The sequence below is a fragment of the Nitrobacter vulgaris genome (assembly GCF_002028545.1).
Taxonomy (GTDB): domain Bacteria; phylum Pseudomonadota; class Alphaproteobacteria; order Rhizobiales; family Xanthobacteraceae; genus Nitrobacter; species Nitrobacter vulgaris.
In genome coordinates this window covers 111050-125039 of the sequence record NZ_MWPQ01000054.1, presented here as the reverse complement: position 1 = coordinate 125039, position 13990 = coordinate 111050, and the positions used below count along the sequence as shown (strand labels likewise).

Sequence of the window (13990 nt, the reverse complement as noted above, 5' to 3'; positions counted from 1 at the left end):
TGCGGTCGTCTCATCGACAAATGCGCACAGCGTATAGATCGTCGTGGGCCCGCACCGACAAACGCGACGGTCCGCACCACCTCGTCCCAAGCGTTGGCGATGCCATCTGTCGGGCGGCTCAAGCCAACGTCCGAAGCGTCGGCTCGCGATCGTAGAAGCGTCGCGCCGCCGCTTTGACGAAGGCGCTGTCCAGCCCGGTAACCCCTTCGTCCGTCCCGACGCCAGCCTTGTCGAGCAGGGGCTGCGCGCCGTCGCTGGCGCCGATCGCCTTCAGGTGCGCGAAGGCGTTCATCGCGAACTCGACCGCCGCACCCTCCTTGAGCAACGCCTGACAGCCCTCGTCCGACAGGATGATCGCGACCGCGTCGAAGATTTGGCTCGGCGAACCGGCGAGCTGGCCATCGGCCTTGCGGATCTTGCCATCCGACAGCGTTGCGCCACCAATCTTGGGCGCGATTATTACGGCCTTGCCCTTCGCCCTTGTTACGGCCGCGACAACAGCGTCGAGTTGACCCGCGTCGGTGCCGTCAGCGATCAGGATACCGACCGCGCGTCCCTCCAGCGTATCCTTCATGTTCTTGTGGATCGAGAGCGCATCGGACGATGCCATGTCGACCGGCTCCCGCGCCGCCTTGGCCTTCGTCGGCAGCTCGATCCCGAGCCCCTCCGCAACGCGCCTAGCGAGGTCCTCATCGACGTTGCGCAGGTTCGCGACCATGCGCCGTGGCACGTCTAGCAGGCCGACCTTCGATAACTCGAAAACGAACGACGAAGCGATGTGTGCCTGCTCGTGCTCGTCCTGCGAGCGGTAGAACAGCCGCGCCTGGCTGTAGTGGTCTGCGAAGCTCTCCGAGCGCGCGCGCTGCTTGTCGCCGGTCTCATCCGGGCCGGAGGTGAGGTTGGCCGTCGCAAAGCCGCTCGGCGTCTCTCGGGGACCACCGTCCTCGCCATGCTCGGCAAGGCTGTTAGGCTCATAGTTCGCGCGGCCCTTGGGCACTAGCGTCTGCATCTTCCCGTCGCGCTGCATGTTGGCGAACGGGCAGCGCGGCGCATTGATCGGGATCTGGTGGAAGTTGGTCGTACCCAACCGCGAGTTCTGGGTGTCCATGTAGCTGAACAGCCGGCCCTGCAGCAGCGGATCGTTCGAGAAGTCGATGCCCGGTGGGATGTTACTCGGCAGGAAGGCCACCTGCTCAGTCTCGGCGAAGAAGTTATCGACGTTCCGATTCAGGGTCAGCGTGCCGATCAGCCGGACCGGCACGTCCTCCTCTGGGATCAACTTGGTCGCGTCGAGCACATCATAAGGCTGCGCATCCGCGAAGGCCTGGTCGAAGACCTGGATGCCAAGGTCCCACTTTGGAAAAGTGCCGGTGTCGATCGCCTCGAATAGGTCGCGGCGCTGATAATCATTGTCGGCTGATTGGAGCTTTAGTGCCTCGTCCCAGATCGTCGATTGCAGCCCAAGCCGCGGTTTCCAATGGAACTTGACGAAGCTCGCCTTGCCGGACGCGTTGACCAGCTTAAATGTGTGGACGCCAAACCCTTCCATCATCCGGAACGAGCGCGGCAGCGTCCGGTCAGACATCGCCCACATCAGCATGTGGGTGGTCTCGGGCATAAGCGACGCCCAGTCCCAAAAAGTGTCGTGCGCGCTGCCAGCCTGCGGATAGGCGCGGTCGGCCTCCATTTTCACAGCGTGGACGAGGTCGGGGAACTTGATGGCGTCCTGGATGAAGAAGACCGGGATGTTGTTGCCGACGAGGTCCCAGTTTCCCTCGCGCGTGTAGAACTTCACCGCAAAGCCGCGCACGTCACGTGGTGTGTCAACCGAGCCCGCCCCGCCAGCGACGGTCGAGAAGCGCACGAACACCTCGGTCTTCTCCCCCTTCGTAAACACCGCTGCCTTGGATAGGTCGGAGATATCATCCGTCGCCTCGAACACGCCATGCGCGCCGGAGCCGCGGGCGTGCACGATTCGCTCCGGAATGCGCTCGTGGTCAAAGTGGAAGATCTTTTCCCGAAGCACGAAATCCTCAAGTAGCGTGGGGCCGCGCGCGCCGCTCTTGAGGCTGTTTTGGTTGTCGCTGATCGGCACGCCGTGGTTGGTCGTCATCGCGTCGGATCCGCCACTCGCCACTTGGTGGGTTTCGCCACCTTTGCCGATGCCTACGTCACGCTTGCTCATCCTCGCTCCTTCAATCGACCGGTTCACATCAGCCATGCCACATAGCTACACGAATTTACGCATCAAGTTCGGGTAGCTGCAAAGGCAGCACTATCTTAAGTCCTTTCCCCCGAAAACGATCCGTTCTGCTTTGCGCGCTCCTCGTACATCTCAACCATCATTCGGATCGCAGCGACCGCCAACCGTCATAGCCGGTTTCCAGGTTATTCCTTCGACAAGGTGTAGTGAGAGGCTCTGGGCGATACCTTCCTTGCAGCACGACTTTGCGATGCTGTCCTCACCGCGAAAGTGAGTTTCACAAACGAAGTCTGGAACACTGACGGCTCTTCGGACTTGAAAAGTTGAGCGAGAGAGAGGAGGTTCAGGATGCCGTTATTTCACTTTAACGCTAGAACAGGCGATAAGCTGCTGGCGGATGATGAAGGCGAGCAACTTCCGGACCGAGAATCTGCCCGAAGCGTTGCAGAATCCTCCGCACGGGAGGCTTTGCTCGAGGCCGTGAAGTTTGGCGGAAAGCCTCCTGACGATATCCAGGTTACCGACGCTGAGGGAAAAGTAATCGTCACCGTTGATGTCGACGAGGTCATTAAGCGGGAATGATTTGGCGCTTACGGGTTGTCTGCCATCAGGAACCGCCGATGCCTCGCTGTTATTTTGATGTGCGAGAGAGAGTCTCAACCGGCCAACGGGTCGTTCTTCTAAATAATAGATGAGATGTGGGCTCGCCGCCTTCGTACTTGGCGACAAAGGATTGGGGACGCTTCAGCCGGCGCGCCAGCTCATGTCGGGTCAGGCCGGCCTGCTTGCGGGCAGCCACCATCAGGGCGCAGAAGGCGGCCTGATCTGAGGAGTGGACGGTTTTGCCGATCCCGCGGGCGGAAATGGTCATCGCCCGGGCAAGCTGATCCCGAGACGGGATTATCCCAAAAAAGGATAATACTAACTCTGACCTGCTGTTCTGATGGGGCTACCTCGTTTTGGAGTGGATACAGGCGCGCAGCGAAGCAATTGCTGTGGCCATGTTCACACGAGCCACGGAGGTACATATGCAGCTCAATCAACGCATCTGGCGCTATCGACCTAAAATGAAGCTCCAGCCAAAGCGCGCCTCCGGGATGGAGCGCAGGCTGTCGCAAGTGTGAGCGAAACCACAAATCATCGCTCGTTCTTGCGTCGAGTGCATTTCCGTGATGAAAATTAAGTTCGGGTATGGAGGATGTTCACCATGCTTTCGAAGCTAGTTAACGTTGCCGCGGGCGCCGCCACCTGTTTTGTGGCCGCATGGCCGATCAATGCATCTGCAGATATCTTTATTACGACTGCCAGCATCAGGCGAGGAGATTTGACGATTGAGGGTCGGATCCGGCGTACGGACGACTCAACCGTCGAAATCAAGATTAACCCAACCAGGACGGTGAAAGTTAAGAGTACGGCTACCGGTGGGTTCAGATGGACCGGCCAGGAGTTTCCTGCAACCTGCGTCGTCAAGGTCACCTCCGGATCCCACAGCCGTGACGTGGTGATACAAAACTGCGGACCTGCCGGGCCTCCAGGACCACCCGGGCCGCCAGGACCACCCGGAGCATCCGAGCCAAAACGGGACTAATTGTTCAGTCCCGAACTGGGTAAGCTGAATCAAGCAGTCCCGGTTTGCCTGGGCGACCCAAGACGATGAAGCGGCGATGCGGTCGTTGGCGACAGCTGTCTTCATGCGCCGCTCGATCAGCCTGTGGTGTATCGTGAGACTGGCCGATGCTCTCAGCAATGAGCGCGGCAGGTCGCGTCGTAACGTTTACGGGGTTATTGCCGCATAAGAGGCAGAGGTGGATCGGTTAATTTCGAGAAGCTGTCGCTTGTGCAAGTTGAGTCAAAGGCGGCGCGCGGTTTCCGAGGCGTGAGCTATTGCAATCCATGACGAAAAGCGCTGATGGCGAAGCAGCCCATTTATCTCACCATACGTAACGGACGGACATGATTCCCTGCTTGTCATTTTTCTACCCTGCGAGGTACGCTACCTGAATGCTTTGAGATTGGAGACGTTCGGTTCTACTGCTTGGAGGAATTGCTATGGCTGAATTCCTGGTAGTCGGTTTTGATAAGGAAGATGATGCCGATCGGGTTCTAACTGAGCTAAACCGTTTGCAAAGCGAATACCTGATCGATCTGGAAGATGCTGTCATCGCCATTCGCGACCCCGAGGGCAAGGTCAGGATCAAGCAAAGCGTCAGCCTGACGAGCTATGGCGCGGCCACGGGCGGGTTGCGCGGCGCGATGTGGGGCACCCTGATCGGCCTTCTATTTCTCAATCCACTGGCTGGCTTTGCGCTCGGCGGAGCCGTTGGCGCTGGCTCCGGCGCGCTGGCCGGCAATATGATAGATTACGGAATCAATGACGATCTCATCAAATCGATCGGCGAGACGCTCAAACCGGGCACCTCCGCGCTCTTTCTACTGATCCGTAAAGCTCAGCCAGAAAAAATTCTCGCTCGGCTGTCGGACTTCAAGGGTCACGTGATCCGCTCCTCGTTGTCGTCAGAGCAGGAAGAGAAGCTAAAAGATGCCCTGTCGAATGCTGCTCAGCCTGTAGCGTGACTTCATCTTAGCCGTCGGAGATCATTTGGATTCCCAACGTTGTGCCGGTTCGATGACGAATACCATCTCAGGATCGACATCACCAAATCTGTCATCACAAGCGCGGAATCCGATCAGAGTAATAGCAGGCGGCGTCGCCGAGCTGAGCGTCGCAGACAGTTCCTTCATGAGGCATCGTTGATGCCGAAGTCCGTCAACGCGCCGGACGCGGCGCCGATGATCGGGTTGAGGAGGAGCACGCCGACCAAAAGTCCCCCGAAACTCCCCGAGACCGCACCCATCGCGGGCGCGATGGCCGAGACTAGTCGAGGGTTCGTTTGCGGGACATCCCAGCTCCGGCGCGGGGATGAACGTTCCTGATCCTCCGATCGGGACGATCCGCGTGTCGTTGGAGATCACGTGTCCGCTTTCTCAAATGGCCGCGAGCATCAACGCGCCAAACATCAGCGCCAGCAGGAGAAGGGAGATGCTTGCCGCAGGCCATTGGCAAAGAGTCTCGTTGCCCTTTTCGACGAGATTGCCGAAGGCAAGGCAGCCGCGTCGGAATGGACCGACAACTGTCGCGAGGGTGTTCCGGGCGGTCGACGACCCGAGTGCATGCGGCCAGGGGCTGAGGAGGATCGCCAGGATCGCGCCTCCCAGGACAGGGAAAAGCAATTTGGAAAGCGTCCCGAGGCTGGGAAGGTATGATCCTATGTCGTGCGGGATCGGTAGATATGGCCCCCAAGGCACGAGGCCCGACAATAGCGAGCAAAGCGCCAGGACAAGCGGCGCCGCGTCCCGAATGAGCCGCGTGGGGCCAGCCAAGGCGATCGGCTTGTCCGAGGGAGCGAGCGCGTAAGCCAGAACCAGCACGACATAGGCGGCCGTAAACATCCCCCCCGTCTGGAGCACGATTTCCCACCACCACTGGCCGTTGCCCGCGGCAGACCGGAGTAGTAGATCCTTCGCAAGGGACGCGCCGCTCGGCGGTACGCCCATCAGCGCGATGCCGCTCAGCGCGAAGGTCAGAACACTCAGGGGCAGAGCCCTTGCCGCGCCGCGCAGCCCCATGATGCGATCGTGGCCGAGCGATGCGTAGATCGATCCGACGGCCATGAACATCGCGGCCTTCGCGGTGGCGTGAGAGAAGGCCTGAAGCAGACCGCCAGCCAGGGCGCCACCATTCTGAAAACGGCCGGCGGCATCGAACGCGAGCGGAAACATCAGGAAGAGATACCCGATCTGGGCCAGGGTCGAATAAGCGATCAGGAGCTTGAGGCGTTCCTGCCGCAGCGCCACGACGCTCCCGAACACGATCGCAGCGGCTCCCAGCGCGGCGAGCAACTGTGTGGCGGCGAAGCCAGGCAGGCCAGGCATAACGTTGAACCAGATCCGAACGGCGATGAAGAAAGATCCTTTCACCACTAGGCCGGACAGGATCGCACTGGCGGCTGCCGGCGCGCCGGCGTGGGCAGGCGGCAACCAAAGGTGCAACGGGAATAGCGCGGTCTTGGCCAGAAGACCCGTGGTCATTAACGCGGCTGCGACGAGCAAGATCGGCTCTGCGCTGACGCGACGCGATAACAGCACGATATCGAGCGTGCCGTAGAGACCATAGATGAGTGCCGTGCCCATCAAGTAGAGAACCGAGCCTAGCAACGCGAAGAGCAGATACCGCATCGCGGCGCGCAGCGTCTCGGCGCGGCCGTCGAGTGAAACCAGCGGCACCGCGGCGAATGTCAACAGTTCCAGGGCAACGTAGAGTGTGAAGAGGTCTCCAGCCAGGAAGATCGTGTTCAGCGCCGCCCAGATCGCCAGCAGCAAGATCCAGAACGCGAATGGCGTGCGGGCTTGGGTCGAAGCTGGTGAGAAATCGGGAGCAGCAAAGACAGCGACCCCTGAGATTACGACTGCGGTCGCAGCGAGCATCACTGCCGACAATCCGTCCGCACGCAGCGCTACTCCGAGTGGCGGCGGCCAGGCGCCGAGCAGATAAACGAGGGGGCCGTTGCTCTGCGGAAGCGCGAAGAGGATTGCCATTGCAATCGCCGACGCGAGCGGGACAATCCCGCAGGCGACCAGCTTGACGTAGCGGTCGCCCAAAACGAAGGCCAGCAAGACGCCTGCGATCGGGACGATGATCGACAGCACCAGCAGGAAACCGCTCGTGGTCGTCATGGCGTCAAGCGCAGGGGCGGGAGGCAGCATCAGCCACCGGACGGGTCGGAGCCTCGCCCGGCGAGGCGCCAATGCGTAACGTCGTGGAGCCTGTTGTTTGGAACAACCGCAGCAGCAGCGCGATCGCCAAAGCGGTTGCGGAAAACGCGACGACGACGCCCGTGATCACCAGGGCCTGCGGTACCGGGTCGCTGCCGATGCTCGCCGCAGCACCCCGTCGTCCAACGATGCCGAACAGAAGGAATACGCCGCTGCCGAGCAGATTGAAGGCGATGATCTTGCGAAGTGGCTGCGGATTGGTGATCAGGCCATAGAGCCCAAGTCCGACCGCGGCTGCGGCACACAATCCGAACACGGTCACTGCGCTCATGGCTTCGCATTCCGTTCCGGCGCGCCAGCAAGCAGCAGGCCGAGGGTTGCTGCGATCGTCAGGATCATCGCGACCTCGATTCCAAGGATTAGTGGCTTGGCCATCGACGGCGGATAAGAAAGGAATGCGGTGCCGAACCAGAGTCCCCCAAGGCCGACGACCAGGAACAGGCTTGGCCCGGCAATAAGGATGAACCGTAGCCATCGGCGGCTTACAGGTGGCGTGTCGATTAGCCCGGCCATGATGACCAGCAGCCACATGGACGCGAGAATCGCGCCACCCTGGAAAGCTCCGCCGGGATGGTTGGCGCCGGTCCAGAAGATATGGATTCCGACGACAATGCCGACCGGCGGCAACAGGCGCGCGAGAAACGCGAGGATGCCACGCGGATCCGCCTGGTGACGCGGCCCAGGATGGCCTCCCCAGGCGATGTCAGGTGCAAGCGACCAGACGCCGATGATGGCCAGTAAGAGCACGACTTTCTCGAGCATGGTATCCATGGCGCGAAACGCCATCAGCACGTTGGTGACAGGGTTGGTCAGACTCGTCGCCCAGGAATTAGCTAGAGCGGCTGGCGCAAGCGTTGGAGCGGGATCGGGTAGGAGCAGGATCGCTCCGGCCAGCGCAGCGGCCGTGAGCCCCGATAACACAGCCGCGCTCACGCGCAGCAGTTTGCCCGGCGCTTCCCCCGCCACCAGGTCGGCATTCCGCAACCGGGCGGCCGCGCCCAACAGCAATACGCCGCCGAGCCCTCCGCCGATCGCGGCCTCAGTCAGCGCCACGTCGACGGCTTCAAGCCGTACCCAGATCAGTGCGACCAGCAGTCCGTAAGTGACGAAACCCACCGTCGCCGAAAAGGTCTCGCGCACGGCGATGGTCCAGATGCCGAGGCCCAGCACCACCGCGGCGAGCAGGATCTCGAAGATGGTCGTGATGCTCATCTGTGCGATTCGCCTTGGCGCGCAGCGCGCGCGATCAGCTGCGAGACCGTCGCACCCGCGAGCAGCACGAGTAACCAGATGCTGACCAGTTTCAACCCGTCGCGAACACTCCCTGCCTGCGGTAGCAACCCGAGCACAACGAGGCCAAGGCCGAGATTATCCGCTTTGGTAAGCGCGTGGAGACGCGTCAGCGTATCGGGAAAGCGAAGCAGGCCGATTGTGCCGGCCAAAAAGAAGAACGCGCCCGCCGTCACCGCCGCCACCGTCATCATGTCGAGTACGACGCTCATTCATCCTCCGTCGATGCGGCGCCATCGGCTTCGAGGCGGGAGAGCCCCTTCTTAACGAACGCGATGGATGCGAAGGTGGCGAGAAGCGCCAAGGTCAGCGCTACGTCGATTGCCGCCGGTACGGCGGTGATGGTGCCGAGCAGCAGCAACGTTGCAATACCTCCGGTCCCGATCAGTTGCGTCGCCATCATGCGGTCAGCATCTCCCGGCCCGCGCAGAATCGACACCAGCCCGAGCGCCAGCAAGGCCAGAATGAAGCCGACCGCGGCAGTCAGGAACTCAGTCATTGTAGAGCGCTCGAACCAAGGCCGCTTCCTCCGCAGCAAGCTCTGCGGCCACGGGCTGTTCAACGTCGAGGCAGTGATAGATGAGCTGTCCGTCCTCATCTCCGGCCGGAACCGTGCCGGGCAGCAGGCTGGTAAGCGTTGTAAATACGTTGCGGCGCATGCCACGCGGCAGGCTGGTTGGATAGCCGATAAATCCCGGGCGCAGGGGCAGCCGGGGATCGAGGGCGCGCCTTGCCACGTCCGCTCCGGCCACGATGGAATGGTACAGGAAGAGCACTGCCAGTTGGAAGATGGCGCCAAGCGAGCGCCGCGATGTGCCGGGCTCGAGCAGTCGCAAGCTCGTCCAGGTCGCGGCGGTGACCGCGACGATCGCGGCAGGAATGTCTGCAGGATCAGCTCCCGCAAGCACGAGCCAGAGGCAGAGGAACCATGCCGCTCGGAAAGCCGCGTGTAACCCCATGCGTCTTCAGCTCCATTTCCGGCGTCTCGGTGATCGCGTCGACCCAGTGGTCTCAGCACTCGGCGTCAAAGTTACGTCGAGTGACCTCGCGACCTTAACATCAGCCTGGGTCAATATCCCATCTGGACCTTTGCCCACTATGCGCCATCGATTGGAAGGAGGAATATCAGGTGATTGCCTGATCAAGCCTCAGGAATTTCCTAGACCCTGGTGCCTTGCGGGTGCGCGTCAGCGTCCGATGACCTGCGTCCCGCGGCTGACCACGATTGCATCCGGTGCCATCGGTAGATTTACCAATGGGCGAGGTCGTTCATTTCGGGAAGACTACCGGCAAACTGCCGCGGAAAGTACCGCGGATGCCGTCGGGCCTCGGGAGACCGCATGGCATGTTTCCGGAACCGGAAGGGCTCATCATGGTTACGCGCGGCGCTCGAACGATCCCCTACCAAATCCCGACGATGGCACTCGTGGTAGCAACATGTGCGTTGACGCTGGGAGCCTGCGGGAGAGAAGAGGCTAAGAATGACACACCCGCTCCGCGAATAGTGCGCACGTCGACCGTGGAAAAGCGCAAGGTCACGACACCCCTGACGTTTTCCGGACGGATCGAAGCTGAGGATGAAGTGAACATTGCATTCCGAATCTCCGGGCGGCTGCTGAACAACGAAACCAAGATTGGCGACAGGGTCAAAGCAGGCCAGGTGCTGGCGCGATTGGAGCCGCAGAACGAGCTGAATGGGCTCCGTCAGGCCCAGGCAGCTCTTGCTGCGGCCCAGGGGCAATTGACGCAGGCGCGCAATCACTTCAACCGTCAGGAGACGCTCCTGGCGCAGGGCTGGACAACGCGTGCCAATTTCGATGTTGCGACCCAGGCGCAGCAAACCGCGCAATCGCAGGTTGACGCGGCGGAAGCGCAACTAAGTGCCGCGCATGATCTCGTTAGCTTCACCGAACTGACGGCCGATGCGCCCGGCGTGATAACCGCAACCGGCCCGGGGGCTGGCGAGGTGGTCCAGGTCGGGCAGATGATTGCGAGGATCGCGCGGCAAGACGGCCGCGATGCGGTCTTCGACGTCCCCTCTCAATTGGTCAGGTCGGCATCCGCCGATCCGGAGGTCGAAGTCAGCCTGGCTGATGATCCGACAATAAACGCGAAAGGGCGCATTCGGGAGATCGCCGCGCAGGCCAACGCCATGACGCGGACCTTCGAGGTCAGGGTCGGTCTAACTGACCCCCCGCCGGCGATGCGGCTGGGCGCGACGGTCGTCGGGCGGGTGAGCACGAGTGCGGGGCCGATGATCGATATTCCATCGTCCGCCCTGACCCGGATGAACCAGCGCCCCGCAGTATGGATCGTCGATCCGGCTACCAATACCGTCGCGGTGCGCAACGTGGACGTGCTTCGGTTCGATGAAGCTCAAGTGGTCATTTCTCAGGGGCTTGATACCGGTGAGATCGTCGTCACCGCCGGCGTCCAGGCGCTTCATCCGGGTCAGAAGGTCCGCGTTCTCGGGTCAGAGCAATGAACAGAATCAATCTTTCTGATTGGGCGCTGAAGCACCGCTCGCTGGTCGTCTACATGATGATCATCGCGGTGGTTGCCGGTGCGCTGTCCTATTTCAAGCTGGGCCGCAACGAGGATCCCGCCTTCATCATCAAGACCATGGTCGTCCAGGCCGCCTGGCCCGGCGCATCCGTGGAAGACACCATGAAGCAGGTGACAGAGCGTCTCGAACGTCGCCTGCAGGAGACACCGCATCTCGACTTCCTGCGAAGCTTCACGAGAGCGGGGATCTCGACCGTCTTCGTGAATCTGAACGGGAGCGCAAACGCGAAAGAGGTTGCCGACACCTGGTACCACGTGCGCAAGTCGATCGGTGACATGCGTCATACGCTACCCGCCGGTGTGATCGGGCCCGGGTTCAATGACGAATTTGGCGATACATTCGGCATCATCTACGGCTTTACCAGCGACGGATTTTCCCAGCGTGAGCTGCGCGACCAGGTCGAGGATATCCGCTCAAAGCTGCTTCTCGTGCCTGACGTATCGAAGATCGAGCTCTTGGGCGAGCAGGACGAGGTGATCTTCGTCGAATTCTCTACCAAAGAGCTTGCGGCCCTCGGAGTCGATCGGTCCGCCCTCATTGCGGCGCTCCAGTCGCAAAACATCGTGCGTCCGGCGGGAACGATCGAGACGAGTGCGGAAAGCATCTCGATTCGTGTGTCGGGCAGCTTCCAGTCCGAACATGACATAGCCGACATCAACTTCTCCGCGGGCGGGCGCATGCTTCGCTTGAGCGATATTGCGCGGGTGCGGCGCGGATACACCGACCCGCCCCATCCGATGTTTCGGGTCAACGGCAAGTCGGCAATAGGGCTCGCAATCGCCATGCGAGATGGCGGGGATGTCCTTGCGCTTGGTGCCAACGTCACAAAGGCAATGGCGCAGATCACTGCAGAGCTCCCGATCGGAATCGAGCCAAACCTGGTCGCGGACCAGCCCGTTGTGGTCGACCACGCCATCCGCGAGTTCATGGTCTCGCTGATTCAGGCGATCGCCATCATTATGGTGGTGAGCTTCATCAGCCTCGGCGTGCGACCGGGCTTGATCATCGCGCTCGCCATACCGTTCACGCTGGCGATCGTGTTTCCGATCATGGGCCTGCTCAGCATCGACATGCAGCGAATATCGCTTGGCGCGCTGATCATCGCGCTTGCATTGCTGGTCGACGATGCGATGACGACGACCGACGCGACGCTCACCAAACTGGCGGAGGGCGCCAGCAAGATCGAGGCGGCAACCTTCGCGTACAGGACCCATGCGATGGCGATGCTCGCGGGCACGCTGGTGACGATCGCGGGCTTCATCCCGGTGGGCTTTGCGGCAAGCTCGGCCGGCGAATACACATTCTCGCTCTTCGCCGTGGTTACGATCGCGCTGCTGGTGTCCTGGTTCGTTGCGGTCATCTTCACGCCACTGCTTGGCGCTGCGATCCTCGTTCCGCCCAAGCAGAGCAGGTCGGCGGATCAGGGCAGGATCTTCGGTATGTACCGGAGCTTCCTGACGTTCGCGATGCGCGCCAAGTGGCTGACGATCGCGATGTCGGTGGCGCTCTTCGTTGCCTCCGTCCTCGCGATGCCATTGATCCCGCGGCAGTTCTTTCCGTCGTCGGATCGTCCGGAACTGCTGGTCGATGTCAGCCTGCCGCAGAACGCTTCGATCTACGCGAGCGAGGCTGCCGCGAAGCGCCTGGATGCCGCGCTTGCGGCCGATCCCGATGTGGCGCGATGGAGCACTTATGTTGGACGCGGCGCCATTCGCTTCTATCTGCCCCTCAACGTCCAGCTCCCGAACGACTTCTTCACGCAGACCGTGGTGATCGCGAAGGACGTTGCCGCACGGGAACGCTTGCATTCCAAGCTCGAAAAGCTGCTGGCGCAGGAATTCCCTAAGGCCATTGCGTTCGTTTCGCCGCTCGAGCTTGGACCACCGGTTGGATGGCCGATCCAGTATCGGGTCAGTGGGCCCGACGTGGAACGGATACGCGAGATTGCGCTCAAGGTTGGACAGATCGTTGCGTCCAGTCCGGACACCAAGCAGATGAATTTCGACTGGATGGAGCCTGATCGGCAGGTGCGGATCCGCGTCGACCAGAACGAAGCGCGTCTTCTCGGTCTCAGCTCGCAGGCGATCGCGACCGTCCTGAACGCAGTCATCACGGGCACACCCATCACCCAGGTCCGCGACGATATCTATTTGGTCAACGTGGTGGCGCGCGCGACCGACGAGCAGAGGGTTTCGCTTGATGGCCTACGCAATCTGCAAGTGGCGTTGCCAGGCGGACAAACCGTTCCTCTCAGCCAGTTTGCTTCCTTTGAATATGACCAGGAGTTCCCACTCATCTGGCGGCGGGACCGCATCCCGACCCTGACGGTCCAGGCTGCGATCGTCGGCGACAAGTTGCCGGAAAGCATCGTCACGTCGTTGTCGCCGGCGATCGAGAACTTCAAGAAGACGCTACCTCAGCCCTACAACGTGGTCGTGGGCGGCACGGTTGAGGAGAGCCAGAAGTCGCAGGCATCCGTGTTAGCCGTGGTGCCCGTGATGCTGTTCGTCATGTTTACGGTCCTCATGGTGCAGCTCCAGAGCTTTCCGAGACTATTCATGGTTCTGAGCGTGGCGCCGCTCGGCCTAATCGGTGTCGTTGCAGCGTTGATGCTGTCCGGCAGGCCACTAGGCTTCGTCGCGATTCTCGGTGTGCTCGCGCTTCTCGGCATGATCAGCAAGAACGCGGTTATTCTAATCGGTCAGATCGACGCCGAACGCACCATGGGCAAGTCGCCGTGGGAGGCAGCGGTTGACGCCAGCAGCTCCCGGTTTCGGCCGATCATGTTGACCGCCGTATCGACCGTGCTTGGCATGATTCCAATCGCGCCGACGGTGTTCTGGGGACCGATGGCATTCGCGATTATGGGCGGCTTGCTGGTTGCAACGGTCCTGACGCTCGTGTTCTTGCCGACGCTTTATGTCGCGTGGTTCGGCGCGCCCGAGAGGACCGACAATCCCGCATCGCGCAAACCGCAGGAAGGATGAGCACCAGCGCGTGCGCCTCGCACTGGAAAGACTCGGTATCCAAACTGTGGACCGCCTGCACGTTGTGATCGCGCAGTCGGTGAGGGATTTGTAGGGAGCAGCCAAGGCGGA

The 13990-nt window shown here is 61.3% G+C and carries 14 protein-coding genes; 5 read left to right on the top strand and 9 right to left on the bottom strand.

Annotated features, from left to right (window positions below; genetic code table 11):
* Positions 1-118 precede the first annotated feature (118 nt).
* Entirely contained in the window at positions 119-2185 is a 2067-nt protein-coding gene (locus B2M20_RS15595) for a catalase (protein WP_079447950.1), read from the bottom strand.
* 366 nt (positions 2186-2551) lie between these two features.
* Between B2M20_RS15595 and B2M20_RS15590 the strand changes: the two genes are divergently transcribed.
* The 3 genes from B2M20_RS15590 to B2M20_RS15580 all read left to right on the top strand — a co-directional run bounded on the left by B2M20_RS15590 (position 2552) and on the right by B2M20_RS15580 (position 4777).
* Complete coding sequence (locus tag B2M20_RS15590; protein WP_079447949.1) at positions 2552-2785, top strand: DUF6894 family protein; 234 nt, start codon at positions 2552-2554, stop codon at positions 2783-2785.
* A 109-nt stretch (positions 2786-2894) separates the two neighbouring features.
* Positions 2895-3032 carry a hypothetical protein gene (locus tag B2M20_RS20700; protein ID WP_210189129.1) on the top strand — a complete coding sequence of 46 codons (138 nt, stop codon included), beginning with the start codon at positions 2895-2897 and terminating at the stop codon, positions 3030-3032.
* A 1220-nt stretch (positions 3033-4252) separates the two neighbouring features.
* Entirely contained in the window at positions 4253-4777 is a 525-nt protein-coding gene (locus B2M20_RS15580) for a DUF1269 domain-containing protein (protein WP_079447948.1), read from the top strand.
* A gap of 21 nt (positions 4778-4798) precedes the next feature.
* Here B2M20_RS15580 and B2M20_RS19890 read toward each other — a convergent pair whose 3' ends face one another.
* The 8 genes from B2M20_RS19890 to B2M20_RS15550 form a co-directional block, all read right to left on the bottom strand.
* The gene (locus tag B2M20_RS19890; protein ID WP_201789033.1) at positions 4799-4945 is read right to left on the bottom strand and encodes a hypothetical protein; all 147 of its coding nucleotides are present in this window, start codon (positions 4943-4945) and stop codon (positions 4799-4801) included.
* A complete protein-coding gene (locus B2M20_RS18795) occupies positions 4942-5058 on the bottom strand; it encodes a DUF1269 domain-containing protein (RefSeq protein WP_420799319.1) in 117 nt (38 codons plus the stop codon). Before B2M20_RS18795 ends, B2M20_RS19890 begins: the two co-directional genes overlap by 4 nt.
* A gap of 130 nt (positions 5059-5188) precedes the next feature.
* On the bottom strand, positions 5189-6967 hold the full coding sequence (locus B2M20_RS15575; protein ID WP_079447947.1) for a complex I subunit 5 family protein: 1779 nt from the start codon (positions 6965-6967) through the stop codon (positions 5189-5191).
* Complete coding sequence (locus B2M20_RS15570; RefSeq protein ID WP_079447946.1) at positions 6942-7307, bottom strand: NADH-quinone oxidoreductase subunit K; 366 nt, start codon at positions 7305-7307, stop codon at positions 6942-6944. The genes B2M20_RS15575 and B2M20_RS15570 overlap by 26 nt, the downstream gene beginning before the upstream one ends.
* Positions 7304-8248, bottom strand: a complete 945-nt coding sequence (locus tag B2M20_RS15565; RefSeq protein WP_079447945.1) for an MnhB domain-containing protein — start codon at positions 8246-8248, stop codon at positions 7304-7306. The genes B2M20_RS15570 and B2M20_RS15565 overlap by 4 nt, the downstream gene beginning before the upstream one ends.
* Complete coding sequence (locus B2M20_RS15560; protein ID WP_079447944.1) at positions 8245-8538, bottom strand: monovalent cation/H(+) antiporter subunit G; 294 nt, start codon at positions 8536-8538, stop codon at positions 8245-8247. The genes B2M20_RS15565 and B2M20_RS15560 overlap by 4 nt, the downstream gene beginning before the upstream one ends.
* The gene (locus B2M20_RS15555; protein ID WP_079447943.1) at positions 8535-8825 is read right to left on the bottom strand and encodes an MrpF/PhaF family protein; all 291 of its coding nucleotides are present in this window, start codon (positions 8823-8825) and stop codon (positions 8535-8537) included. Before B2M20_RS15555 ends, B2M20_RS15560 begins: the two co-directional genes overlap by 4 nt.
* On the bottom strand, positions 8818-9285 hold the full coding sequence (locus tag B2M20_RS15550) for a Na+/H+ antiporter subunit E (protein ID WP_079447942.1): 468 nt from the start codon (positions 9283-9285) through the stop codon (positions 8818-8820). Before B2M20_RS15550 ends, B2M20_RS15555 begins: the two co-directional genes overlap by 8 nt.
* 413 nt (positions 9286-9698) lie before the next feature.
* Between B2M20_RS15550 and B2M20_RS15545 the strand changes: the two genes are divergently transcribed.
* Both B2M20_RS15545 and B2M20_RS15540 read left to right on the top strand, forming a co-directional pair.
* Positions 9699-10811, top strand: coding sequence for an efflux RND transporter periplasmic adaptor subunit (locus B2M20_RS15545; RefSeq protein ID WP_079447989.1), 1113 nt, complete (start codon positions 9699-9701; stop codon positions 10809-10811).
* On the top strand, positions 10808-13879 hold the full coding sequence (locus B2M20_RS15540) for an efflux RND transporter permease subunit (protein ID WP_079447941.1): 3072 nt from the start codon (positions 10808-10810) through the stop codon (positions 13877-13879). Before B2M20_RS15545 ends, B2M20_RS15540 begins: the two co-directional genes overlap by 4 nt.
* Positions 13880-13990 lie beyond the last annotated feature (111 nt).